This window comes from Methylomarinovum caldicuralii, from assembly GCF_033126985.1.
Lineage (GTDB): Bacteria > Pseudomonadota > Gammaproteobacteria > Methylococcales > Methylothermaceae > Methylohalobius > Methylohalobius caldicuralii.
On record NZ_AP024714.1, the window covers coordinates 1,678,431 to 1,702,954 of the forward strand.

At 64.6% G+C, this 24,524-nt stretch carries 23 protein-coding genes; 10 read left to right on the plus strand and 13 right to left on the minus strand.

The annotated features are described in order from the left end of the window. Nucleotides 1-25 precede the first annotated feature (25 nt). Together MCIT9_RS08565 and MCIT9_RS08570 are read right to left on the minus strand one after the other, a co-directional pair. The gene (locus tag MCIT9_RS08565; RefSeq protein WP_317704481.1) at nt 26-514 is read right to left on the minus strand and encodes a hypothetical protein; all 489 of its coding nucleotides are present in this window, start codon (nt 512-514) and stop codon (nt 26-28) included. 436 nt (nt 515-950) lie between these two features. Further along, nucleotides 951-1,445 carry a hypothetical protein gene (locus tag MCIT9_RS08570; RefSeq protein WP_317704482.1) on the minus strand — a complete coding sequence of 165 codons (495 nt, stop codon included), beginning with the start codon at nt 1,443-1,445 and terminating at the stop codon, nt 951-953. Nucleotides 1,446-1,570: 125 nt separating this feature from the next. Between MCIT9_RS08570 and MCIT9_RS08575 the strand changes: the two genes are divergently transcribed. Together MCIT9_RS08575 and MCIT9_RS08580 are read left to right on the plus strand one after the other, a co-directional pair. Then, the gene (locus MCIT9_RS08575; protein WP_317704483.1) at nt 1,571-2,962 is read left to right on the plus strand and encodes an integron integrase; all 1,392 of its coding nucleotides are present in this window, start codon (nt 1,571-1,573) and stop codon (nt 2,960-2,962) included. Between the two features lie 3 nt (nt 2,963-2,965). Further along, entirely contained in the window at nt 2,966-3,733 is a 768-nt protein-coding gene (locus MCIT9_RS08580) for a Nif3-like dinuclear metal center hexameric protein (RefSeq protein ID WP_317704484.1), read from the plus strand. Between the two features lie 45 nt (nt 3,734-3,778). On the opposite strand, the gene pntB is transcribed toward MCIT9_RS08580, so the two are convergent. The 3 genes from pntB to MCIT9_RS08595 all read right to left on the minus strand — a co-directional run bounded on the left by pntB (nt 3,779) and on the right by MCIT9_RS08595 (nt 7,945). Beyond that, nucleotides 3,779-5,173, minus strand: a complete 1,395-nt coding sequence (gene pntB, locus MCIT9_RS08585) for a Re/Si-specific NAD(P)(+) transhydrogenase subunit beta (RefSeq protein ID WP_317704485.1) — start codon at nt 5,171-5,173, stop codon at nt 3,779-3,781. 12 nt (nt 5,174-5,185) lie between these two features. After that, on the minus strand, nt 5,186-6,757 hold the full coding sequence (locus tag MCIT9_RS08590) for a Re/Si-specific NAD(P)(+) transhydrogenase subunit alpha (RefSeq protein WP_317704486.1): 1,572 nt from the start codon (nt 6,755-6,757) through the stop codon (nt 5,186-5,188). A gap of 111 nt (nt 6,758-6,868) precedes the next feature. Next, on the minus strand, nt 6,869-7,945 hold the full coding sequence (locus MCIT9_RS08595) for a mitochondrial fission ELM1 family protein (protein WP_317704487.1): 1,077 nt from the start codon (nt 7,943-7,945) through the stop codon (nt 6,869-6,871). 184 nt (nt 7,946-8,129) lie between these two features. On the opposite strand from MCIT9_RS08595, the gene MCIT9_RS08600 reads away from it, so the two are divergent. From MCIT9_RS08600 to MCIT9_RS08610, 3 genes are read left to right on the plus strand one after another with little or no spacing between them, the layout of a single operon-like run. Continuing rightward, entirely contained in the window at nt 8,130-9,041 is a 912-nt protein-coding gene (locus MCIT9_RS08600) for a sulfotransferase domain-containing protein (protein ID WP_317704488.1), read from the plus strand. Nucleotides 9,042-9,045: 4 nt separating this feature from the next. Next, nucleotides 9,046-10,008, plus strand: coding sequence for a hypothetical protein (locus MCIT9_RS08605; RefSeq protein ID WP_317704489.1), 963 nt, complete (start codon nt 9,046-9,048; stop codon nt 10,006-10,008). Between the two features lie 46 nt (nt 10,009-10,054). Then, a complete protein-coding gene (locus tag MCIT9_RS08610; protein WP_317704490.1) occupies nt 10,055-14,176 on the plus strand; it encodes a DEAD/DEAH box helicase in 4,122 nt (1,373 codons plus the stop codon). Here MCIT9_RS08610 and MCIT9_RS08615 read toward each other — a convergent pair. From MCIT9_RS08615 to MCIT9_RS08640, 6 genes are all read right to left on the minus strand, one after another. Further along, entirely contained in the window at nt 14,173-15,147 is a 975-nt protein-coding gene (locus MCIT9_RS08615; RefSeq protein ID WP_317704491.1) for an SLC13 family permease, read from the minus strand. The two genes, MCIT9_RS08610 and MCIT9_RS08615, sit on opposite strands and share 4 nt — an antisense overlap. Then, nucleotides 15,144-16,202: a uroporphyrinogen decarboxylase gene (hemE, locus tag MCIT9_RS08620; RefSeq protein ID WP_317704492.1), complete on the minus strand. Its 1,059-nt coding sequence runs from the start codon at nt 16,200-16,202 to the stop codon at nt 15,144-15,146. Before hemE ends, MCIT9_RS08615 begins: the two co-directional genes overlap by 4 nt. Nucleotides 16,203-16,228: 26 nt before the next feature. Further along, the gene (locus MCIT9_RS08625) at nt 16,229-17,599 is read right to left on the minus strand and encodes an SPOR domain-containing protein (RefSeq protein ID WP_317704493.1); all 1,371 of its coding nucleotides are present in this window, start codon (nt 17,597-17,599) and stop codon (nt 16,229-16,231) included. After that, nucleotides 17,574-18,662 (minus strand): 3-dehydroquinate synthase, encoded by a 1,089-nt coding sequence (gene aroB, locus MCIT9_RS08630; RefSeq protein WP_317704494.1) that lies wholly within the window; start codon nt 18,660-18,662, stop codon nt 17,574-17,576. Before aroB ends, MCIT9_RS08625 begins: the two co-directional genes overlap by 26 nt. Beyond that, nucleotides 18,659-19,180 carry a shikimate kinase AroK gene (gene aroK / locus MCIT9_RS08635; protein ID WP_317704495.1) on the minus strand — a complete coding sequence of 174 codons (522 nt, stop codon included), beginning with the start codon at nt 19,178-19,180 and terminating at the stop codon, nt 18,659-18,661. The genes aroB and aroK overlap by 4 nt, the downstream gene beginning before the upstream one ends. Nucleotides 19,181-19,263: 83 nt before the next feature. Next, complete coding sequence (locus MCIT9_RS08640) at nt 19,264-19,713, minus strand: hypothetical protein (protein WP_317704496.1); 450 nt, start codon at nt 19,711-19,713, stop codon at nt 19,264-19,266. A gap of 179 nt (nt 19,714-19,892) precedes the next feature. On the opposite strand from MCIT9_RS08640, the gene MCIT9_RS08645 reads away from it, so the two are divergent. The 5 genes from MCIT9_RS08645 to mtoX all read left to right on the plus strand — a co-directional run bounded on the left by MCIT9_RS08645 (nt 19,893) and on the right by mtoX (nt 23,186). Next, the gene (locus MCIT9_RS08645) at nt 19,893-20,666 is read left to right on the plus strand and encodes a hypothetical protein (protein ID WP_317704497.1); all 774 of its coding nucleotides are present in this window, start codon (nt 19,893-19,895) and stop codon (nt 20,664-20,666) included. Nucleotides 20,667-20,732: 66 nt separating this feature from the next. After that, a complete protein-coding gene (locus MCIT9_RS08650) occupies nt 20,733-21,377 on the plus strand; it encodes a TetR family transcriptional regulator C-terminal domain-containing protein (RefSeq protein ID WP_317704498.1) in 645 nt (214 codons plus the stop codon). A 13-nt stretch (nt 21,378-21,390) separates the two neighbouring features. After that, nucleotides 21,391-21,666: a DUF4242 domain-containing protein gene (locus MCIT9_RS08655; protein ID WP_317704499.1), complete on the plus strand. Its 276-nt coding sequence runs from the start codon at nt 21,391-21,393 to the stop codon at nt 21,664-21,666. Between the two features lie 3 nt (nt 21,667-21,669). After that, a complete protein-coding gene (locus tag MCIT9_RS08660) occupies nt 21,670-21,852 on the plus strand; it encodes a (4Fe-4S)-binding protein (RefSeq protein ID WP_317704500.1) in 183 nt (60 codons plus the stop codon). A 41-nt stretch (nt 21,853-21,893) separates the two neighbouring features. Further along, complete coding sequence (gene mtoX / locus MCIT9_RS08665; RefSeq protein WP_317704501.1) at nt 21,894-23,186, plus strand: methanethiol oxidase; 1,293 nt, start codon at nt 21,894-21,896, stop codon at nt 23,184-23,186. Nucleotides 23,187-23,208: 22 nt separating this feature from the next. Here mtoX and MCIT9_RS08670 read toward each other — a convergent pair whose 3' ends face one another. Both MCIT9_RS08670 and MCIT9_RS08675 read right to left on the minus strand, forming a co-directional pair. Next, nucleotides 23,209-23,634, minus strand: coding sequence for a YqaA family protein (locus tag MCIT9_RS08670; RefSeq protein ID WP_317704502.1), 426 nt, complete (start codon nt 23,632-23,634; stop codon nt 23,209-23,211). A 62-nt stretch (nt 23,635-23,696) separates the two neighbouring features. Further along, the gene (locus tag MCIT9_RS08675) at nt 23,697-24,524 is read right to left on the minus strand and encodes a multicopper oxidase domain-containing protein (RefSeq protein WP_317704503.1); all 828 of its coding nucleotides are present in this window, start codon (nt 24,522-24,524) and stop codon (nt 23,697-23,699) included.

The following is a 24,524-nucleotide window of genomic DNA, read 5'->3' on the forward strand; positions in this document are numbered from 1 at the left end:
AGCAATTTGTTGGGAATTTATGAAATCAATTTATCCTTATCAGCTGGGACTTATACTCTTCAGGAACATCATCAATCGACATTACATAAATTCCTTTATAATTGATTATTCGTGCTTGTTTTTCATAAAGCGATACAGACACAATTTTTGGAAGTTTCCACATTGCTCCGGTTGCTGGGTCTATGATCAGAAAGCCAATGAGCCCACCAAATAATATGTTTCCAATATACCAACCATCAAGTTTACACGACAAAGTTGTCATTTGAGGCTCATATCCTTTCTTTTTAAAAATAATGGTGTAATCCGCACAATCGAAATAACCTGAGCTTGCAGATAAAGTAACCATTGCGGGAGTTCTTCCTTTGTGCACAATCATTCCGTCCTCATCCTTGATTTCAAATTCAGCGCCATTTGGAGAACTATTTATTGTGACAGGATAAGTGGAATCGCTAATTATGCTCGCACATCCCGACATTACAAAAGCAATCACTAACACCAAGAGATAGTTCGACATTCTCTAATCCTCCCAACGCGGAGCTGAGCGACTTCCGTTCTGTCGGCCCTGGATGGGCCGGCAGGACGGATGTTCGACTCTAGCGCCTTGATAGGCGGAGCCCTGCATTGTTCCGTTGATTCTTGGCAGTGTATATTTTTTCATCGGTGCCACCTTGGCTTCGATTGTCAAAAGGCTCCGCCGTCAAAGAACCCCCCTTCATTCCCTTCAATCCACCATTTTCCTTCCCTGAATCCTTCCCGTCGCTCAGCTCCGCGATAAGCGGGCCCAGGACGGGTCCGCTTATCGGTTTGCGTTACCTGCGTGTGGGCGGGCGTGGACAATGCTTGGGAGCAGGAAAATGCTGAGGCCAGAAAAATGCTTGTAAATGCCGCAGAATCCCACACGTCAGGTGCACGCTTTGTTGGGCTGTTTTCATTTTAAAGCAACCTTGCTTTTACCGAATCAAATTCTCAACCTTGTTCAGGGATTGTTCGGCTTCGTTTCTTGTTTCAAAACTACTTATCTCGATTTTTTGCCCATCCTTGAAGATAAATTGCAGGCTATAAGTGGATGGACCATCAGTCCAATCATGTGTGTTGATTGAACTTTTGGCAATATCGCTAAATTTATAAGTTTTCCTTCGGAGAGGCATGAGTGCAGATTCGTAAGAATGGTGAATGGTCTTGGATTTTGCCAAAAATATAAAAGTTTGATTCAACCCAAAAAGTCCAGCCGCTACAAATAAACCACCTACCAAAATTGCGCCAACAGAAATGAGAATAGGGATTATCAAATAAAGGCTAAATCCATTCCACTTGGGGCGGATAAGAAGTTCATAAGGCGCAAGGAACATCGGGAATAGACCAACGATAGCCAGAAAGATTCTTACTCCATTGGGCACTTTTTCAATGAAAACGATTTGACCATCTGTTTCTTCAACTTTAGGCATGGTTCATTCTCCTGATTAAATATTTTCAGTTATAGATTTTGCAAGGAACAGCCCAACAGTAAAATAGACAGAATCCATCTCATCAAGACTAGACAGATTCCGCCTAATCCTCTACCATCACCTCCATGGTCGAACCTACCATACGAAAAAGTTCTGAGTCAACCCTCCCTGTCAAGCCCTATTCCAACTGGCAGCGTTATCTCGATCTACTGGAACGGCATCAGGTGCCGGAGCGCTGCCGGCGGTGGTACGTCCGTCATGTCGAGGCGTTTCTGGCTGCTTTCCCCGGACGCAGGCTTCGGGAAATCGGCCATGACGAGCTGGGCGATTATCTGGCCCAGCTAGCCCGCAACACCCAGGCCGACTGGCAGCTGCGCCAGAAAGTGGATGCGATCCGTCTGCTGCTGGAGTTGGCGGGAAATCGCCAGGCAATGATGATCGACTGGAATTACTGGGCTGAAATGGGAAAGACGATTTCTCAGGACCACCCAACGCTGGCCCGGGAGCTGCCGCCTGAGGCGCTGTTGCGCAAGGCGCTTCAGCCGGAGGATTTGCCGGAAGCGTCTCGCGACGCGGTGATCCAGATGGTCAGGATCCTGCGCACTCACCACTACTCCATTCGCACCGAAGCGGCTTACCGCGACTGGGTGCTGCGTTTTCTCGCCCTCACCGGCCGTCCGCCGGAGGCGCTGGAATCCAGGGATGTCTGTGCCTTCCTGTCCCATCTGGCGATGGAAAGACGGGTTTCCCAAAGTACCCAGCGGCAGGCGCTGAACGCCCTCAACTTCTTTTTCCGTCACCTGCTGGAGCGAGAACTGGATTTGGGTGACGGGTTTCGCCCCGCCAAACGTGGCCGCCGCCTGCCGGTGGTGTTGAGCCGTGACGAGGTCGCCCGTCTGTTGGATGAGCTGGAAGGGACGGCACAGCTGATGGCTGGGCTTCTGTATGGCACCGGTATGCGCCTCATGGAATTGATCCGCCTTAGGGTGCAGGACGTGGATTTCGAACGCCAGCTGATCGTGGTGCGCGACGGCAAGGGGCGCAAGGACCGCGTCGTTCCCCTGCCGCAGCGCTATCGCGACGCCCTGCGGCGGCATCTGGAGGCCCGCCGCCGTCAGTTCGAACGTGACCGGATCGAAGGACCGATATCCGTCTATCTGCCCGATGCGCTGGCGCGCAAGTATCCCAATGCCGCCACCGACTGGCGCTGGCAGTATGTGTTCGCCTCCGGCCGTCTGTCCCACGACCCGCGCTCCGGCCAGCGGCGCCGCCATCACATCCACGAGAACACCCTGCAGAAGGCGATCCAGAAAGCCGCCCAGCGGGCCGCCATTCCCAAACGGGTCAACTGCCACGCCCTGCGCCATTCCTTCGCCACCCATCTGCTGGAGGCCGGCTACGACATCCGTACGGTGCAGGAACTGCTCGGGCATGCGGACGTTTCCACCACCATGATTTATACTCACGTGCTCAACAAACCTGGCCTGCCGCCGGTGGTCAGCCCGGCGGATTTCTGAGCGATGGCGATACGGCGCGACGACCTGACGGCTTTCTTCACCGAACTGCTGCAGCCGGGACGATTCCCGGACTACGGACCCAACGGCCTGCAGATCGAGGGCTGCGAAAATATCGAAAGGATTGCCTTCGCCGTCTCGGCCACGGTGCAGTCTGCCGAGGCGGCCGTAGCGACCGGCGCCCAGGCGCTGGTGGTCCATCATGGCCTGTTCTGGAAGTTCCACGGCGCCCGCCCCCTGACCGGCCCCTTCGCCCGCCGGGTCTTTCCCCTGGTCAGGAATGCGGTCAACCTGTACGGCTACCACCTGCCGCTCGACGCCCACCTGGAAGTGGGCAACGCCGCCGCCCTGGCCCGGCGCCTGGGGATGAGCGGCTGGGAACCCTTCGGCGATTACCAGGGGGTCAGCACCGGCGTCCAGGGGCAGCTGCCCGAACCCTGCCGGCCGGCGGCGCTGCGGCAACGGCTGGAGGCGGTTCTCGATCACCCGGTCCTGCTCGCCTCCCCCGATCCGAAGGCCCCGGTTCGCACCCTGGGCATCATCACCGGCGGCGCCAACGGCGAATGGCGTCAGGCCCTGGCGGCGGGGCTCGACGCTTACCTGACCGGGGAGATGAGCGAGCACGACTGGCACGAAAGCCAGGAGGCGGGCATCCACATGTTCGCCGGCGGTCACCACGCCACCGAACAGTTCGGCATCCAGGATCTGATGGCCAGGGTGCAGGCGGCCTTTCCGGTGGAATGCGTCTATCTGCCCTGCGACAATCCGGCCTGAAAAGGACGCCGGAACACAATGCTTTTGCGTTCCGGCGTTGAGAGGCTATGAGTGCTTTAATGCGCCGAGCACCTTCTCCAGACTATCCTTGGCGTCCCCGAACAGCATCCGGGTGTTGTCGCGGAAGAACAGCGGATTGTCCACGCCGGCATAGCCGGTGGCCATGCTGCGCTTGAGGACGATGCAGGTCCTGGCCTTCCAGACCTCCAGCACCGGCATGCCGGCGATGGGGCTGTCGGGGTCCTCCTCGGCGGCCGGATTGACGATGTCGTTGGCGCCGATGACCACCGCCACGTCGGTTTCCGGGAACGCGTCGTTGATCTCGTCCATTTCGTAGACGATGTCGTAGGGGATCTTGGACTCGGCCAGCAACACGTTCATGTGCCCCGGCATCCGCCCTGCCACCGGATGGATGGCGAAACGCACGTCCACGCCCTTCTCCCGCAGGGTCTTGACGATCTCGGCAACCACGTACTGGGCCTGGGCCACCGCCATGCCGTAACCGGGCACGATGATGACCTTCTTGGCGTTTTCCAGCAGGGCGGCGGCCTCTTGCGGATCGATAGCCTGCACCTCGCCTTCCACCCTGGCGGCGCCCGCACCGCCCTCGGTACCGAAACCGCCGGCGATGACGCTGAGGAAGTTGCGATTCATCGCCCGGCACATGATGTAGCTGAGGATGGCCCCGGAGGAGCCCACCAGAGCGCCGGTGACGATGAGCAGGTCGTTGGAAAGCATGAAACCGGTGGCCGAGGCCGCCCAGCCCGAGTAGCTGTTTAGCATCGACACCACCACCGGCATGTCCGCGCCGCCGATGGCCATCACCATGTGCACCCCGAAGGCGAAGGCGATGAGGGTCATCAGGATCAGCGGGATCAGGCCGATCCCGATGCTCTCGGCGTTGAGGAACCACTTGCCCAGCACGACCGCCGCCACCAGCAGCGCCAGGTTGATCCAATGCCGCCCGGGCAGCAGCACCGGCTTGCCGGAGATCTTGCCGCACAGCTTGCCCCAGGCGATCACCGAGCCGGTGAAGGTCACCGCCCCGATCAGGACCCCGAGATAGATCTCCGTCTCGTGAATGGTCTTGGCCACCCCTTCGAAGGCGGCGGTGGGATCGAGATAGTTGGCGTAACCGATCAGCACCGCCGCCAACCCCACCAGGCTGTGGAGGATGGCCACCAGCTCCGGCATCTGGGTCATCTGCACCTTGCGGGCCACATAAATGCCCACCGCCCCGCCGATGGCCATGGCGGCGATCACCAGGCCGTAGGCGTTCACCCTGTCCGACAACACCGTGGCGATGATCGCCAGGGCCATGCCGACGATGCCGAACAGGTTGCCCATGCGGGCGGTTTCCGGGTGACTCAGCCCCTTGAGGGCGAGGATGAACAGGATGGTCGCGGCGATGTAGGAAACGATAATGACGCTCTCTGGCATGTCACACCTCCTTTATTGTCCTTTTTTGAACATGCCGAGCATGCGTTGGGTCACCCAGAAACCGCCGAAGATATTGACGCTGGCGATCAGCACCGCGATGAAGGCGAGCAGTTTCAGGACGATGCCCGGTGACGAGATCTGGATCAGGGCACCGATGACGATGATGCCGGAGATGGCGTTGGTGACACTCATCAGCGGCGTGTGCAGCGCCGGGGTGACGTTCCAGATCACCATGTAGCCCACGAAGCAGGCCAGCACGAACACGGTGAAGTGGGACAGGAATTCCGGCGGCGTCACCAGCCCCAGGCCGTACAGTCCCAGGCCGGCCAGGGCCATCAACCCCAGGGTGATCCATTCCTGCGGAATCCGCTTCTTCTCCGCCTCCGGTTGCTTTTCCTTCACCGGCGGCGGAGCGGCCGGTTTCTTTTCTTCCTTGGAGACGGGAATCGGCGGCGGCGGCCAGGTGATCTGGCCTTCCTTGACCACGGTGGCGCTGCGGATCACCACGTCGTCCATGTCCACGTGGATGATTCCGTCCTTCTCCGGACAAAGCTCGCCCAGCAGATGGCGCAGGTTGGTGGCATAGAGCTGGCTGGCGGTGGTGGGCATGCGGCTGGGCAGATCGGTGTAGCCGACGATGGTGACCCCGTACTTCTTCACCACCTTGCCCGGCTCGGTCAGTTCGCAGTTGCCGCCCTGCTCGGCGGCCAGATCGACGATGACGCTGCCGGTCTTCATCGATTCCACCATGCCGGCGGTGATCAGCGTCGGCGCCGGCTTGCCGGGAATCAGGGCGGTGGTGATGATGATGTCCACCTCCTCGGCCTGGCGGGCGAACAGCTCCATCTCCTTCTTGATGAACGCCTCCTTGACCTCCTTGGCGTATCCCCCTTCGGTCTTGACCGCCTCCTCGTCCATTTCCACCTGGAGGAACTCGGCCCCCAGACTTTCCACCTGGTCGCGCACTTCGGGACGGACGTCGAAGGCGCGCACGATCGCGCCCATGCCCACCGCCGCCCCGATGGCGGCCAGCCCGGCCACCCCGGCGCCGATGACCAGCACCTTGGCCGGGGGCACCTTGCCGGCGGCGGTCACCTGGCCGGTGAAGAAACTACCGAAATGTTCGGCGGCCTCGATCACCGCCCGGTAGCCGGCACAGTTGGCCATGGAGCTCAAGGCGTCCATCTTCTGGGCGCGGGAGATGCGCGGAATGCAGTCCATCGCCAGCACCGTGGCCTTTCTGGCGGCGAACTGTTGCAACAAATCCTGATTCTGGGCCGGCCAGACGAAACCGATCAGCGTCCCCCCTTCCCGCAACAGTTCGACTTCCGGGCCGCAGAAGGGATGGACCTCGGGCGGGCGGACTTTGAGGACAATGTCGGACTCGGCCCACAGCCGGCGGGCATCGTCGATGATTTCCGCCCCGGCCTCACGATAGGCGTCGTCAGGGAAGTTGGCCGCTTCCCCGGCGCCCTTCTCGACGGCAACCGTAAACCCCAGCTTTCGCAATTGCTCGGCCACCTGGGGGGTCGTCGCCACCCGGCGCTCCCCCTCGTGGACCTCTCTTGGTACCCCGATTCTCATGACGTTCTCTCTCCCCTTTGATGCTTATTCTTGGTCGCAAGCGATCCCGCCGACGGCGAAGATCAGGCGCCATCGTAGGCACAAAGGGGAAAGCGGGTCAAGCGGGAGGGGTCAGGAAAAAGCGGCGTTCAGCAGCGGCTGAATCCGGGGCTGTTCCCGAAACAGGGCGCGGACGCGTCTTGTCGCCCGTTCGATGTCGGTCAACGACGGGGGATTGAGGGGGGTGACGGGCCGGGCCGTCTCCCCCAGCCAGACGACCCGTCCTTCGACCGCCAGTTGACGGTGAACCAGGGAGAGATCGCGGGTCAAACGCTTGGGCAGCCAGTCCATGGCCCAGCGATAGAGCGCCGCCCGCAGGCGTTCGGGGTGCCAGTCCCAGGGGGAACGGCGGACCGCCTCCAGATCGAACAGATGGACGGGCTTGCCGGTGGCGCAGGCTTCGGTCAGCATGGACAGACTGTCGCAGGTCACCACGATTTCGTCCGCCAGCGCCAGATAGGCGAAATAGGGGTTGTCGGGATCGTCGCGGCGCCACTGATAGGCGCACACGGGCACCTCGACGTTTTCCAGAAACGCCTCCAGAACCCCGCGGCGGGTGCGGGCGCTGGTGGTCACCAGCAGGCTGCCACCCTTGCCCGCCGCCAGCGCCTGGGCCTGCCGCGCCAGCGCCCGGGCCGCGACAGCGTTCATCACGTAAGGGCCGCTGGAGCCGCCGATCAGCACCGCCACCTTGGGCCCGGGCAAATGGGCGAACCGATCCTGCCAGCGGGCGGCCTCCCCGGCCAGCCGCTGCGGCATCACCCGGTGCAGGGTGGTGGTGTTGTGGAGCACGTTGGGCCGCCGCGGCAGGCGGTACTGGGGGGTGGTGATCACCAGATCGAAACGATTGAGGCGGTTGAACGGTCTACCGATATGGACCAGCCGCACCCGGTGGCCGTCGCGGGCGGCCTCACGCTGGATCCAGCGGCAGATGGCCTCGTTGCGGGCGGAGGCGGAAATGATCAGATCCGGCCACGGCGGGGTGAGCGGGTCGGAACGCAGGCGGTCGATGGCGGCAAGAGAGGCACCGAGGAGCAGATAGGGAACTCCCCGGCGGTAGGTAAAGCGCTTGATCTCGAACGGCCAGCCGAGCGCTTCGGCCAGCGCCAGGATCTGGTTGTTCTCACCGGCGCGGTGATTCAACAGCACCCAAACCCGTGGCGTGACTGTGGCAGCCGATTGTGACTGGCGTCTCATCACCGTTTACCCCATCATTCCCTTGTCGCTTAAGGAGGCGGTAGAGAGTATAGCAGACAAAAAACAACAAATTGTATTTTTTTTGCAAATCCACTACAGTCTATCCGAAATTTCCTCAACCCAAACCCGACGGCCCATGTACAACCTCTGGAAAATCCTCTCCCGGCAACTGACCCTGAAACTGGCCTTCTTCCTCCCGGAAGCACGCAAGATCGCCCTGGAGCGCTACCTGCGCGGCAAGGAGGAAGCGCGCAAACTGCGCCTTTGCGATGCGGTCATCGTCTCCTACGGCAAGAGCGGCCGCACCTGGCTGCGGGTGATGTTGTCGCGTTTCTACAAAACCCGGCACGGCCTGCCCGGCGACCAGCTGATCGGTTTCGACAACCTGCACCGCAAAGACCCGGCCATCCCCAAGCTGTTCTTCACCCACGACAACTATCTGAAGGACTACACCGGCCACCGCGATTCCAAGCAGGACTACTACGGCCACAAGGTGGTGCTGCTGGCCCGCGACCCCCGCGACGTGGCCGTGTCCCAGTTCTTCCAGTGGAAATTCCGCATGCGCCCGGCGAAGAAGAAGCTCAATCAGTACCCGCCCCACGGGGCCGACATCTCCCTGTACGATTTCGTCATGCACGAAACCGCAGGTCTCCCCAAGATCATCGACTTCCTGAACCTGTGGGCCCGGGAGATGCCCAGGATCGAGGAATTCCTGCTGGTGCGCTACGAGGACCTGCGCGCCGACACCCCCGGCCAGCTGCGGCGCCTGACGGAATTTCTCGGCACCCCCGGCACCGAGGAACAAATCCGGGACGCGGTGGACTACGCCTCGGTGGAGAACATGCGCAAGCTGGAGCAGGAGAAGAAATTCTGGCTCAGCGGCAGCCGCATGGTCCCCAAGGACAAGTCCAATCCCAATTCCTACAAGGTCCGGCGCGCCAAGGTGGGCGGCTGGCGCGACTATTTCGACGACGAGCAGGTGGCCCGGATCAACGAACTGGTGGAAAGCCGGCTCGATCCGGTCTACGGCTACACCGAAGCGAGGTGACCCCATGAGCGAAACCAAAGACTACTGCGTCTTCGTCCACACCAACCACAAGCAGTGGATCGGCGCCCTGGTGGCCCAGTATTCGATGAAGCGCAACTCGGCGAATCCCGACAAGTTCGACGTACGCATCATCCATCACAAGGATTACCCCTTCTTCCAGGAGATGGAGGGCAAACCCTTCCTGCGCGACGGGGTCGAGCGCATCTGGCGCAACGACGACCTCCAGTCCTTCACCCCGCTGCGCTTCATGCCGCCGGAGCTGATGGGTTACCGGGGCCGGGCGGTGGTGGTCGATCCCGACATCTTCGCCGTCGGCGACGTGTGGGAACTGCTGTCGCGCGATATGCAGGGCAAGGCGATCCTGTGCCGGCCCCGCTCCGGTCCCAAATGGTGGCTCGACCGCTGCTACGCCTCCAGCGTCATGCTGCTCGACAACGCCAAGCTGACCCACTGGCGCTGCGAGGATCAGTTCCGCGCCATGTTCGACTTCAAGCTCGACTACATGGACTGGATCGGCCTGCGCAAGGAACCCAAGGACAGCATCGGCCTGTTCGAGCCGGAATGGAACGACTTCGACAGGCTGACCCCCGCCACCAAGCTGCTCCACAACACCCGCCGTCTCACCCAGCCCTGGAAGACGGGCCTTCCCATCGACTGGACCCCGGCGGACCGCTTCCGCCTGTTCCCCCCCATCGGCTGGCTGATGCGCGCCCGCCGGCGCCTGCTGGGCGATCACGCCCTGCTGGGCAGGTACGTGCGCCATCCCGACCGCAACCAGGAACGCTTCTTCTTCGGCCTGCTCAAGGAATGCCTGGAAAAGGGCATCGTCACCGAAGAACTGCTGCGGGAGGAAATGGCTCAGAACCACATCCGCCACGACGCCTTCGAGGTGCTGGACAAGACCCCGCCCTTGGGCCCGCCGGGCGATCCCCTCAACCTGGGCTGGAACCTGCAGCAGGCGGCCTGACCCGGCCGGATGCCGCCCCGGACTACCGGGGCGGCCTATTGCAGCCATGACCTTTCCCGACCGTTTCCATCCCGCCGTCACCGCCTGGTTCCGCGGGACGTTCACCACCCCCACCCCCTGCCAGTTGCAGGCTTGGGAGGCGCTGAGCCGCGGCCGCCACGCCCTCATCGCCGCCCCCACCGGCGCCGGCAAGACCCTGGCCGCCTTCCTCGCCGCCATCGACGATCTGGTGCGCCGGGCCGCGGCCGGCACCCTGGCCGATTCGGTCCAGGTGCTCTACGTCTCCCCCCTCAAGGCCCTGAGCCACGACGTGGAGAAGAACCTGAACCAGCCCCTGCAGGCCATCCAGCAGCAGCTGACCCTGGCTTCCCCCGTCCGCGCCCAGTGCCGCACCAGCGACACCAGCACAGCCGCCCGCCGGGCGATGGCCAAACGCCCGCCCCACATCTTGGTCACCACCCCGGAATCCCTGTACATCCTGCTCACCTCCGCCAGCGGCCGGCGCATGCTCAGCACGGTGCGGACCGTCATCGTCGACGAGATCCACGCGGTCATCGCCACCAAGCGCGGCGCTCATCTGGCCCTGTCCCTGGAACGCCTGCAGCGCCTGACCGGGCACGAATTCACCCGCATCGGCCTGTCCGCCACCCAAAGGCCGCTGAAAACCGTGGCCCGTTTCCTTCTGGGGGCCATCCCCCTGGAGCATTGCACCCTCATCGACGCCGGCCACCTGCGCCGGCTCGACCTGGACATCGAACTGCCGGACCTGCCCCTGGAGGCGGTGCTGTCCCAGGAGGCGGCCAAGTCCATCCACGACCGCATGGCCGGGCTGATCGGCCGCCACCGCACCACCCTGATCTTCGTCAACACCCGCCGCCAGGCGGAGCGGGTCGCCCGCGCCCTGAGCGAACGCCTGGGAGAGAACCAGGTCACCGCCCACCACGGCAGCCTGTCGCGCCAACAGCGCCTCGAGGCCGAGAACCGGCTCAAGGCCGGGCAGCTCAAAGCCCTGGTGGCCACCGCCTCCCTGGAACTGGGCATCGACATCGGCGATGTGGACCTGGTGTGCCAGCTCGGCGTCACCGACTCGGTCGCCACCCTGCTGCAGCGGATCGGGCGCGCCGGCCACGGCCCGGGCCGCCGTCCCAAGGGGCGGCTGTTTCCCACCACCCGCGACGAGCTGGTCACCGCCCTGGCCCTGATCGACACCGTGCGCCGCGGTGAACTGGAACCCTGCACCATCGCCCGCCCCCACCTGGACGTGCTGGCCCAGCAGATCGTCGCCGCGGTGGCGATGGAAGACTTTTCCGAGGACGACCTCTACGCCCTGGTGCGCCGCGCCGCTCCCTACCGCGGTCTGCCCCGGGAAACCTTCGACCAGGTCGTCGCCATGCTCGCCGAAGGCTACGCCACCTCCCGCGGGCGCCGCGGCGCCTACCTGCACCGCGACCGCATCCAGAAACGCCTGCGGGCCCGCCGCGGCGCCCGTCTGACCGCGGTCACCTGCGGCGGGGCGATCCCCGACACCGCCGACTACCGCGTCATCCTGGAACCCTCCGGCGAGGTCATCGGCACCGTGGACGAGGATTTCGCCATCGAAAGCCTCGCCGGCGACATCTTCCAGCTCGGCAACAGCAGCTGGCGGGTACTGCGGCTGGAAAAGGACGGCCTGCGGGTCGAGGACGCCCAGGGCCAGCCGCCCACCATTCCCTTCTGGTTCGGCGAAGCCCCCGGACGCAGCGAAGTGCTGGCCAATGCGGTGTCGCGGCTGCGGGAGGAAATATGGACAGGAAGTCGGGAAGTGGCGCGGGAGGGCGGTTCTCAGGGACGCCGTGAACCCTTCCCTGGAGGCTCGAATCGCGGCCATCCGGGCCGCGAACGCCCTGAGCCCCACCCTCCCGCGCCACCCGCCTCGACACAGCACCTCCAGGTCAATCCCGAGGCCGTCCGCCAGGCCGTCGATTACCTCACCGCCGCCGGCAAGGCCCTGGGCACCATGCCGACCCGGGAACGCATCGTCCTCGAGCGTTTCTTCGACGAAGCCGGCGACCTGCATCTGGTGATCCACAGCCCCTACGGCAGCCGCCTCAACCGCGCCTGGGGCCTGGCCCTGCGCAAGCGTTTCTGCCGCAGTTTCAACTTCGAGCTCCAGGCCGCCGCCACCGAGGACGCCCTGCTGCTGTCGCTGGGATCCGGCCAGAGCTTTCCCCTGGAAAGCGTGAAGGCGTTTCTCAGCAGCGCCAGCGTCCGTCACCTGCTCACCCAGGCGATCTTCGACAATCCCCTGTTCACCGCCCGCTGGCGCGCGGTGGCGACCATCTCCCTGGCGGTGCGCCGCTTCCGCGCCGGCAAACGCACCCCGCCCTATCTGGTGCGCATGGAAGCCGAGGACCTGGTCACCGCGGTGTTCCCCGACCAGCTCGCCTGCCTGGAGAACATCCAGGGCGACCGGGAAATCCCCGACCACCCCCTGGTGCGGCAGGCCATCGACGACTGCCTGCGGGAAGCGATGGACGTCGAGGGTCTGGAGGCCGTTTTGCGCGGCATCGAGACCGGCGCCATCGAGGTGGTTGCGCGGGAGACCGTGGAACCCTCCCCCCTGGCGGCGGAAATGGTGGGGGCGCGGGTGTACGCCTTCCTCGACGGCGCCCCGCTGGAGGAACGCCGGGTGCGGGCCGTCTCCCAGCGGCGCTGGCTCGACCCGGCCGAGGCCGGCGATCTGGCCCGCCTCGATCCCAAGGCCATCGAACGGGTCCGCGCCGAGGCCCGGCCCCAGCCCCGCGACGCCGAGGAGCTGCTCGACGCCCTCCTGGCCTGCGGCTACCTGCTGGATACGGAGATCGAGCCCGGCTGGCACCCCTGGCTGACGGAACTCCAAGCCGCCGGGCGCGCCTGCCGCCTGGGACCGCGCTGGATCGCCGCCGAGCACTGGCCCCGCTGGCGGTCGATCTCTGCGGAACCCCCCCGGCCGCTTCCGGCACTGCCGCCGGAGCTGGCGGCCGAAACCTGGGAAGCGGAGGAAGCCCTGACCGCCATCGTCCGCGCCCGCCTCGGCATCAGCGGTCCGGTCACCGCCGCCGAACTGGCCGCCGCAACCGGCGTCGGGGCGGCCGCCGTGGAACAGGCCCTGCTGCGGCTGGAACAGGAAGGCAGCGTGCTTCAGGGCGACTACGGCTGGTGCGAGCGGGGGCTGCTGGCCCGCATCCACCGCCTCACCCTGCAGAAGCTGCGGGCCGAGATCGAGCCGGTGTCGTCCGCCCGCTTCCTGGCCTTTTTTCTGCAGCGCTGGCAGCACCTTCATCCCGACACCCGGCTGCGCGGCCCCGACGCCCTCAAGGCCGTCCTGGAACAGCTGGAAGGCTTCGAGGCGCCGGCACCGGTATGGGAACGGGCGCTCCTGCCGGCCCGCCTGCCGGACTACGACCCGGCCTGGCTCGACCGCCTGTGCCAGTCGGGCCGTTTCGTCTGGGCCCGTCTGACCCCGAGCGGCAGACGCACCCCGGTGCGCAGGCTGCCCGTCGCCTTCCTGCCGCGCCGCCGCCTGCCCCTGTGGCTCGACCCCGACCGCCCCGCCTCCCAGTCGCCATCCGCCCTGCGGGTGCTGGAAACCCTGGCCCGGGAGGGCGCCCTGTTCTTCGACGAACTCCAGGAACTGACCCGGCTGCTGCCGAGCCAGCTGGAGGACGCCCTGGCGGAACTGGCCGCCCAGGGGCAGGTCAGCTGCGACAGCTTCGAGGGTCTGCGGGCGCTGCTGCTGCCGGAGTCCAAAAAACGCCGTTATCGCCGCCTGCTTTCCGGCCTGGAAAACGCCGGCCGCTGGCAGCGATTGCGGCCGGCCGGGACGGATGCCGACGCGGTGGAGCACCGCGCCCGGGTTCTGCTGCGCCGTTACGGCATCGTCTTCCGTGCCCTGGCCGCCAGGGAGGCCGCCATGCCGCCGTGGCTGGAGCTGGTCCGGGTCTACCGCCGTCTGGAGGCGCAGGGGGAAATCCGCGGCGGCCGTTTCGTCGCCGGCCAGTTCGGGGAACAGTTCGCCCTGCCGGAGGCGGTGACGCTGCTGCGCCGGACAGCGACAGACGAACCGCCCGCCGCGCCCGGCAGCGGCGATCCCCTCGCTCTGGTCACCGGCATCCTGCCCGGGCTGGACCGCACCGGCGAGCCGGCCTAGCCGCCCGCCCCCTCGAACAGCAGCGGGATCAGCCCCGAAGTCAGCGCCACGACCACGGCGATACCGACCAGGTTCAGCAGCAGGCCGGTCTTCACCATGTCGCCGATGGCCAGCCGCCCGCTGGCGAAGACGATGGCGTTGGGGGGCGTGGCCACCGGAAACATGAAGGCGCAGGAGGCCGACAGGGCCGCCGGCAGCATCAGCCACACCGGATCCAGGTGCAGCACGGGGGCGAGGGAGGCCAGCAGCGGCAGCACCAGCTGGGTGGTGGCGGTGTTGGAGGTCAGTTCGGTGAGGAAGGTCATGCCGGCGGCCACCAGGGTCACCGCCCCGAGGCGGCCGATCCCGGCGACATCCCCCAGACGCGCCGCCAGCCAGGCCGACAGGCCGCTGTCGACGAAACCGGACGCCAGGGCGAAGCCGCCGCCGAACAGGATCACCACCCCCCAGGGCAGACGGGCGAAGACAGCGGCATCGAGCAGCGTGGTGCGGCCGCCGTCCTCCCGGCGGGCCGGCAGCAGAAACAGCAGCACCGCCAAAGCGATGGGCAGCATCACCAGGGTCGAGGCGGTGTTGGAGATCCACATGGACAGGAAGGCGGTGGCGCAGACGAAGCCGGCCAGCACCGCCGCCGGCCTGCCGCCGAACACCCCCAGCACGCCCAGGGCGATGCGGCGGTGCAGCTGCCAGCGCTCCAGCGCCTGGGCGATGAGAAAGCCGCCCAGAAGCAGGAACACGGTGGCGTTCATGTATTTGGCCGCCACCGCCTTGGTGGGGGCGATTCCCAGCAGCGGAAACAGCACCAGCGGCAGCAGCGCGGTGACCGCCAGGGGGATGGCCTCGGTGAGCCACAGGCAGGCCATCAGCCCGGCCACCGCCGCCATCGCCCCGGTTTCGGGACGGTCCAGATCCACCCCCCACCACAGGGTGAAGAAAACCGCGGCGGACAGCAGCAGCCGGTAAGGCTTCACCGGTGCCAGGCGGGACTCAGTTCGTGGACCGCCTCGACCATCGCGGTGACATGGTCCGGGTTCACGTCCGGCAGAATGCCGTGCCCCAGATTGAAGACGTGGCCGCTGCCCGGCCCGTAATTTTCGAGGATGCGGCCGACCCGCTCCCGGATGGCGGCTGGCGAGGCGTACAGGGTGACGGGATCGAGGTTGCCCTGCAGGGCGACCCGGTCACCGACCCGGCGGCGGGCCTGGCCGATGTCGCAGGTCCAGTCCAGCCCCAGGGCGTCGAAGCCGGTTTCGGCCTGCAGCTCCAGCCACTGTCCGCCGCCCTTGGTGAAGAGAATCGCCGGAATGCGGCTTTCCCCCGCGCCCAGCTGCAGGCGCTCACGCACCTTGCGGGCCGCCGCCAGGGAGAAGTCGCGGTAGTCCTCGGTAGGCAGCACCCCACCCCAGGTGTCGAACAGCATCACCGCCTGGACGCCGGCGGCGATCTGGGCATTGAGATAGTCGGCCACCGCCTCCGCGAGCTTGTCCAGCAGCCGGGTCATGAGATCGGGACGGTCGTAGAGCAGGGTCTTGACCTGCCTGAAGTCGCGGCTTCCCCGCCCCTCCACCATGTAGGTGGCCAGGGTCCAGGGACTGCCGGAAAAGCCGATCAGCGGCGCCCTGCCGTTCAGTTCCCGGCGGATCAGGCGCACCGCCTCCATGACGTACCTCAGGTCGGTTTCCGGATCGATGCGGGGCAGGCGCTCGATGTCGGCCTCGCTGCGAACGGGATGGGCGAAGCGCGGCCCCTCCCCCTCGGCGAAGGACAGCCCCAGCCCCATGGCGTCGGGAATGGTGAGGATGTCGGAAAACAGGATCGCCGCATCGAGACGGAAACGGCGCAGCGGCTGCAGGGTAACCTCGCAGGCCAGTTCCGGATTGGTGCACAGATTCATGAAACTGCCGGCCCGCTCGCGCACTTTGCGGTATTCCGGCAGATAGCGGCCGGCCTGGCGCATGAACCAGACCGGGGTGCGGGGCACGGGACGACGCAGCAGGGCGTCGATGAAGATGAAGGATTCAGGCATGGACAGTCCTTGATGCTGGGTTTAATTTAAGGAGATTGGAGAGCGCGGATTTCCTTCTGCACCGAACGCAGGCGCCGCAGCCAGGGCTTCCTGAGACCCGGCGGCAGTTTCGTCTGGGCCTGACGGGCGGCTTCCAGAGTCGGGAACACGCCGTAGAGCAGCGGATACCAGGCACGCCCCCGGCGCTGTTTGCGGTAATATGCCAGCGGCTGCAAGGCTGAATGTTCGCGCACGAAGCCGGCAAGCTCCTCCAGTTTGTCGAAGGCGGCGATCTGCAAGGTGAAATATTGCCCGGGCTGCTGCAGCAGCCAGTCGCTCGTGTGGACGCCGAGGCTGACGAGGATTTCCGCCGGTGTCAGCGGCTGCGCCTCGGCCGCGGCGGTCTCCGCCACCGGTTCCGCTGCGGGCGCTGCATCCAGCGCGGGGCTTTCGGCCACCGGTTCTGTCACCGCCTCCTCCGGAGAAGGCGGCGGCGCCGGGGGCTGCGGTGCAAGTTCGGAAACCTGCGGTTCGGTTGCGCCGGCGACAAGCTGGGGTTCTGCAGCCACCGGCGGCGGTTTTGCAACGGGTTCGACCGCCACGGCGGCCGACGCATCCGCCTGCGTCTTTGCCCCGCCTGAACGCTGCTGCCAGTAGGTCAGGGCGGCGGCCACGGCGATGAGCAGCGCCAGGGCGATGTAAACCGGCTTGGCCAGTGCCTGATGCCAGCGCAACGGCGGCTTGCCGATATGCGCCTGGGTTTGCTCGCGGATGCGGGCGGGAATGCCGTGACTGCGGTGGTAGATCTCCCGGACCAGGGCCTCGTCCACCGTCCCCTGCCCGGCACGGGCTCCCAGGGCCAGGACGTAGTCCCGCGTCCGGGGCAGGTCCAGCGGCGGCAGTTCGATCACCTGCCCTTCCTCGATGGCCCAGGCGTCGGTGACGGTCTTGACGTGCAGATCGTCCGGCCGCAGGGTGACGACGACCCGCAAGGCTGGATGGTGTACCGCCAGCCGGCAGACGGCGTCGAGCACGCCGGGCAACAGATCGCCGCCATCGTCGATGGCGAGGATGACCAGCTCCCCGCCGGCCTCGCGCTGCGCCAGGGCCCGGTCCAGTTCACCGGCATTCGCCAGCCCCAGGCACTCGGCCAGCTGCCGCTGCACTCCTTCGAAACTCAGATCCTCCCCGCCTTGCAGGCGGCAGATCCGCCATCCATCCTGCGTGGCCTGCTGCAACAACCGCAAAAAAGTGGATTTGCCGATCCCTTCGGGCCCGGACACCAGCAGCGGGCGCGGCAGATTGGCCAGCAGGTGCAGCAGCAGATCGAACTTCTGCTGCCGTTCGGAAGACAGGAAATCGAACCCTGTCCGGGAGCGCTCGGGAGCCGTTTCAAGCACCGCTTCTGCCGTACTCATGCAAAGTCGCTTCCAGTGATTCCCGGGGGACCGGACGGGGAAGGGTGGCGCGACCGATTTCCTCCAGCAGAATCAGACGGATTTGGCCGTCGCGGTTCTTCTTGTCCACCGCCATGTGGCGCAGAAACGCCTCTGCGTCCATCGCCGCGGGCGGTACGGTGGGAAGCCCCGCCCGCGCCAGCAGGGACTCGATCCGCTGCACGTCGCGGCGGGACAGCAGGCCGAGGCGGGCGGACAGATCCGCCGCCTGGCACATGCCGATGGCGACCGCCTCCCCGTGCAGGTAACGCCCGTACCCCATCCCCGCCTCGATGGCATGGCCGAAGGTATGACCGAAATTGAGAATGGCCCTGAGACCCCCTTCACGCTCATCGGCCGCCACCACTTCCGCCTTGTTGCGGCAGGAACGCTCGACCGCATAGGCCAGGGCATCGGGATCGCGTTGCCGCAGCGCCTCGATGTGCGCCTCCAGCCAGGCGAAGAACGGGGCGTCACGGATCAGACCGTATTTGATCACTTCGGCGATCCCGGCCTGAAGTTCCCGCTCGGGCAGGGTGTCGAGGGTGGCGATGTCGGCGATGACCGCCCGGGGCTGGTGAAAGGCCCCGATCATGTTCTTTCCCAGCGGGTGGTTGACACCGGTCTTGCCGCCGACGGAGGAATCCACCTGGGCCAGCAGGGTGGTCGGCACCTGGATGAAGTCGATTCCGCGCTGATAACAGGCGGCGGCGAAACCGACGATGTCGCCGATCACCCCGCCCCCCAGGGCGACCAGGGTGGCGTTGCGGCTGTAGCGACGCTCCAGCAGGGCATCGAAGATGCGGTTGACGGTTTCCAGGGTCTTGCAGCGTTCCCCGTCGGGCAGCACCAGGGCGGCTTCGTCCGGCAACCCGAGCGTGGCGAGCAACCGCTCCAGATACAGGGGACCGACGACGTCGTTGGTCACCACCATGACCTGCTCGCCGCCGATATGCGGGGTGAACAGATCCCACTGGGAAAGCAGGCCGGTGCCGATGTGTATGGGATAGCCGCGTTCCCCCAGATCGATGGTCAGCGTTTTCATGAATTCCTGTAAGCCTGGATGATTTTCTTGACCGCCTGACGGCTGGCGCATTCGCCGGTGTTGATGGTGTAATCGGCGATGGATTCGTACAGCGGCGCCCGCACCGCCAGCAGCTCCGTCAGGCGTTTTTTCGGATCCGCGGTCTGCAGCAGCGGCCGGTGGGTGTCACGGGCGGTGCGTTCCACCTGCTTTGCCACCGGGCAATACAAGTAAACGACGAAACCGTGATCCCGCAACAGCCGCCGGTTTTCCTCGCGCAGGATAATCCCCCCGCCGGTGGCCAGCACGATGTCTTCCAACGCCACCAAATCGTGCAGCACCTCCGCTTCCCGGCGCCTGAAGCCTTCCTCGCCTTCGTATTCGAAAATGGTCGGAATGTCCACGCCGGTGCGGGTTTCGATCTCCCGGTCGCTGTCATAAAACTGTTTTTCCAGCTCCCGCGCCAGCAAACGGCCGACGGTGGTCTTGCCGGCCCCCATCGGACCGACCAGATAAATGTTGCTGAACTGGCTGTTCATGGACCCAACAAAAACAACGAGGCCGGGCAGATCCCGGCCGTTAAACCCTAACCCCCATCGGGGGACAGGTCAATGCCCGGCGCTTACGGCTGTTTCACGTCGTTCAGCGCCAGCCCCGTCAGCTTCCAGTTATCCTGGTCCGCCAGGTCGCCGCCGGTGTGCTTGATCTCGCATACGTAGTTCTTGCGCACCATCGCCTCACCCGGCTCGGTCACATCCACGCTGGATTTGACCAGGAAACGGCCGAAGCCGATGTCCCAGGAATGGTAATCCTTGTTTTCGAAGGTCAAATCGGCCTTGTCGTCGAAGCGCTCGCGGACGTAGCGGTTGCACTGCAACAGCGCCATGGCGGTACGGTTGTCGTGCACTTCGGTCACCTGCCCCGATTTGGAGGGATCGCCGGTGAAAAAGTCCGCCTCGAGCGTCTTGAAGACGAACGGCACGATGGCCTTGTTCAGGATGACGTAAAGGGCGACGATATAGATCGCCAGCAACAACATCGAGTATTTGTTGCGCACCAGTTTCTCGAACATGATTCCTCACTCCAGTCTTCGACCTTATCTTTATTTCGACGCCGGCCGTGGCGGCAAGTTTCTCTCCCCTTGGGAAGAGGGAAGGATACCGCCTCGCCGTTGCCTTGGCCAGCAGGGCTTGAGCCCGGCCCGATTCCGGTGTAGTTTACTTTGGATCCGAGCAACGCGCGGGAGAACCGATGTTTCTTCAGGCCGCCAGAAACAGCATCCACGACCTCATCATCACCGCCATCACTTTCGCCGGCATTGCCGGCTGTCTCTATCTGGATTCGTTTCACGACCTCGAGCTGCAGAACGCCCTAGGAAAATGCGCCTGGGTCGTCCTCATCGGCCTGCTGCTGTGGGAAAGCAATCTGGTGCGGCTGCAGGTGCTGATCGCGGTCGCCTTCGCCACCGCCGGCGAACACTTCGCCTCCGGCATGATGCACGGCTACATTTACTACTTCCACAACATCCCCGCATACATTCCCCCGGGGCACGGCATGGTCTATCTGACCGCCGTGGCCATGGCCCGCTCCCCGCTGTTCCAGCTGTGGCAGAAACCGGTCACCTGGGGAGTGCTGCTGGTCATGGGGTTGTGGTCGTTGTGGGGGGTGACCTTCGCCGAACGGGGCGACTGGGTCGGCATGCTGCTGTTTCTGGTCTATGTTCCCTGTGTGCTGTGGGGCCGGGCGCCGCTGGTCTACCTGGCGGCTTTCTTCGTCACCACCCATCTGGAGCTGATCGGCACCGCCCTGAAAACCTGGACCTGGGTGCCCATCGATCCGGTGCTGTCGCTGCCCCAGGGAAACCCGCCCAGCGGCGTCGCCGCCTGGTACTGTCTGGTGGATGCGGTGGCCCTGTTCGGCGCCGGCTGGCTGCTTCTGCAATGGCAGCGCCTGCAGACCCTGCCGGCCGCCCTCAGACAATGGCTCTCGGCCCCGGAATGGGTGCACGTGGCAGCGGAAGACTGACAAAGGGGGCGATGCCCCCTTTTCTTTTGCTTGTGTTTCGAGACGACCGGTCGTATTATTTTCCCCATGAAGGCGACAACGCACAAAGAGGCCAAAAAACGCCAACTGCTCGACGAAGGCCTGCGGCTGCTGCTGGCCCGGGGCTATCACGGCACCGGCCTGCAGGAGATCCTCTCCCGGGCCGGGATTCCCAAAGGCTCCTTCTACAACTATTTTCCCAGCAAGGAGGCCTTCAGCGCGGCGGTGATCGAACATTACATCGAGCCTTTCATCCAGCAACTGGATCACCACCTCGGCCAGAACGCGGCCACGCCGCTCCAGGCGCTGCAAGACTACTTCCGCGCCCTGATCGAAGAACTCCAGGGCAACGATTTCAAAGGCGGTTGCCTGCTGGGCAATCTGATGGGGGAGGTGGGAGACACCAGTGAGCTGTGCCGCCAGGCGCTGCGGCGCGCCCTCCACCGTTACCGCGACAAGATCGCCGCGATGCTGGCCCAGGCCCAGGCGGCCGGCTTCGTCCGCCGGGACCGGACGGCGGAGGAACTGGCCGACTGCATCGTCGACAACTGGCAGGGGGCGTTGCTGCGGATGAAGGTCGAACGCAGCAACGCCCCCCTGGAACGCTTCATGAATCAGATTTTCCGGGAACTGTTGCCCGGAGAGGCGGCCGGTCCGAGGACCGGCCTTCACCCTGCGTCAAGTGAAACCTGAAAGGAGAAGCACCATGCCCAAGTACGTCATCGAACGGGAGATCCCCGGCGCCGGCAACCTGTCGCCGGAGGAGCTGACCGCCATCTCGCAGAAGTCCTGCGGCATCCTGCGGGAAATGGGACCCCAGATCCAATGGGTGGAAAGCTATGTCACCCAGGACAAGATCTATTGCGTCTATATCGCTCCCAATGAAGAAGCCGTGCGCGAGCACGCGGCCAAGGGCGGCTTTCCCGCCGACCGCATCAGCGAGGTGAAGACGAAGATCGACCCCACCACGGCGGAGGGCTGAGCCATGAAGATCCACTGGGACGAGGAACGCTGCTGCCACGCCGGCATCTGCGTGAAGGAACTGCCACAGGTGTTCAAGGTCGAGGACGGCCAGTTCAAGATCGACGCCGAGGCCGCCGCGGAGGCGGAAATCCGCCGGGTGGTCAGCCTGTGCCCCTCCGGCGCACTTGCCATCGAAGAAAAATAACTATCGGGCGGGCACTGCCCGCCCTCTCGAAGAGGTATGCCATGATCCGAATGTTACTGCTGAGCCTGAGCCTTCTGGCCGCCGCCCTCCCCGCCAGCGCCGATGAAACGCCGCTGTCCCCCTACATGCCCAAGATCGTCGGCCAAGAGGATTTCATCTACGTCTGGACCCTGGGCATCGAGGGGCTGGGAGACGGCTCGGACAAGCTCGTCACCATCGACGCCAATCCCAAATCCAAGACCTTCGGCAAGGTCATCCACACCGTCTCCGTGGGCGGCCGTCACGAGGCCCACCACTCCGGCTTCACCGACGACCGCAATTATTTGTGGGCCGGCGGCCTGGACACCAGCAAGATCTTCATCTTCGACGTCCATACCAATCCCGCCAGGCCGAAGCTGGTTAAGGTGATCGACGACTTCGTGGAGAAAAGCGGCGGCGTGGTCGGCCCCCACACCACCTACGCCCTGCCTGGCCGCATGATCATCAGCGGGCTGTCCAACGACAAGGATTACGGCGGCCGCACCGCCCTGGTGGAATACACCAACGACGGCCAGTACGTCGCCACCTACTGGATGCCCACCGACGACAACCTGCAGGGCGCCGTCAAGACCGGCAAGTATGCCGACGGCTACGGCTACGACGTCCGCGCCCTGCCCCGCCTCGACATCATGCTGACCTCCTCATTCACCGGTCACCGCAACTACATGCGCGATCTGGGGGAGCTGATGCAGGACAAGCAGGCGATGCAGGAATTCGGCAAAACCATGGTGCTGTGGGATCTGCACGACCGCAAACCGAAGCTGATCTTCGACGTACCGGGTTCCCCCCTGGAAATCCGCTGCGCCTGGGAGCCGAACCACAACTACTGCTTCACCAGCACCGCCCTGACCGCCAAGATCTGGCTGGTGTATCTGGACGACCAGGGGAAATGGCACGCCCAGGCGGTGGCGGACATCGGCGATCCCGCCAAGATCCCCCTGCCGGTGGACATTTCCATCGAAAGCGATGACCGGCGCCTGTGGGTGACCACCTTCATGGACGGCAACGCCCGCCTGTTCGACATCTCCGACCCCTTCCACCCCAAGCAGATCTATCAGAAAAAGATCGGCAGCCAGGTGAACATGGTGTCCCAGAGCTGGGACGGCAAGCGGGTCTATTTCAGCTCATCGCTGCTGTCGAAGTGGGACAAGAAAGGCAAGGACAACGAACAGTTCGTCAAAGCCTACCGCTGGGACGGCAAGGAATTGACCCCCCTGTTCCAGATCGACTTCCTCAAGGAGAAACTGGGTCGCCCCCATCAGATGCGTTTCGGCGCCTACGCGCTCTATCGATGACACTCCAAGGCCAGGGACGGCCTCATCCCAGCCACCAGACCAAAGCCGCATACCGCACCCCCTTGCCGACGGCGATCAGTATCAGACCGGGCAGCCACGGCAGACGCAGCCAGCCGGCCGCAAGGCACAGCCCGTCACCGATCAGTGGCAGCCACGACAACAACAGCACCGGCAGGCCGTAACGACGCACCTTTACCAATGCCGCTTCCGGCACCTTGCGGGCCAGAAGCCGCTGCGGCGACCATCCCCTCGCCAGCATCCAGCCCAACCACCAGGTCGTCATCGCCCCCAACGTGTTTCCCAGGGTCGCGCTGAACCACAACGGCAGCGCCGCTTCCGGCGTCTGCAGCACCCACCAGGCCAGCAACGCCTCCGAGCCGCCCGGCGCCAGCGTGGCCGACACGAAGGCGCTGGCGAACAGCGCCAACAGGGGAAAGGATTCGATCATGCGCCCGTCAAAAAAGCCCTCGCAGAGGAGGGCTTTTGTTTCACCGTCCGGAAGAGAAAGGTTCAGCTGGTCGAACCTGCGGCCGTCAACGACCGGATCAGCCTGATCAACCGGCAGAAGAGCGCCATGATCCGTTCGAACAGATAGGCGTTCAGCTCCCGGCCGCTCATGCCGAAGAAACGCCGTCCCACCCAGTCGAACAGATAGGGGGCGCCGAGCATCGCCAGCACCAAACCGAGAACCAGCAGGCCCGACAGCAGGGGGCGGCGGCCGGACTCCGGCGTCGGTGCCCCAGCGTCCGCCGCCACCGGCCCGCCCGCCTCGCCATGATCCGGATAGACGACCGCCGGCGGAGTGATGCCGGCGATTCCGGGCAGGTCACCACTGCCCTCACCGACCACCAGCTCGGCCTTCATGCCTTTCTCGGTGTGTTGGGTGATGTCGCAATGGACCAGATAGGTCCGGTCTTCAGCCGGGGCGATGAAGGTTCCGGTCACCTCGCCGGGACCGGTCACCTCCAGGTGGAACATGCCGCGGGGATAGACTTCCTCGGGCAGGCCGTGGAGCATCCACTGATGGCGGATATGGTCCTCGTTGACCAGGGTGACGGTGACCCGGGCGCAGGGCTCGACCTGCCACTTGCGCCGGTCGTAACCGAACATGGTGCCGGGGAAGTCGCGCGAATACTTGTGGCCGGCATGGACGGTCAGTTTCACGTCCTCCGAAATCCGGCGGCAACCCGGCGGCAGCTGGTCGGTGTTCTGCCCCATCACCATCTTGCCGCCCATGTCCATGAGCATGCGGCCGTGGTTCATCATCGGCATCTTCGCCGCCCAAGCGGGCAGAGACAGCAGCACCCCCCACAAGATCCAGAGGCCAGTCCGTTTCAT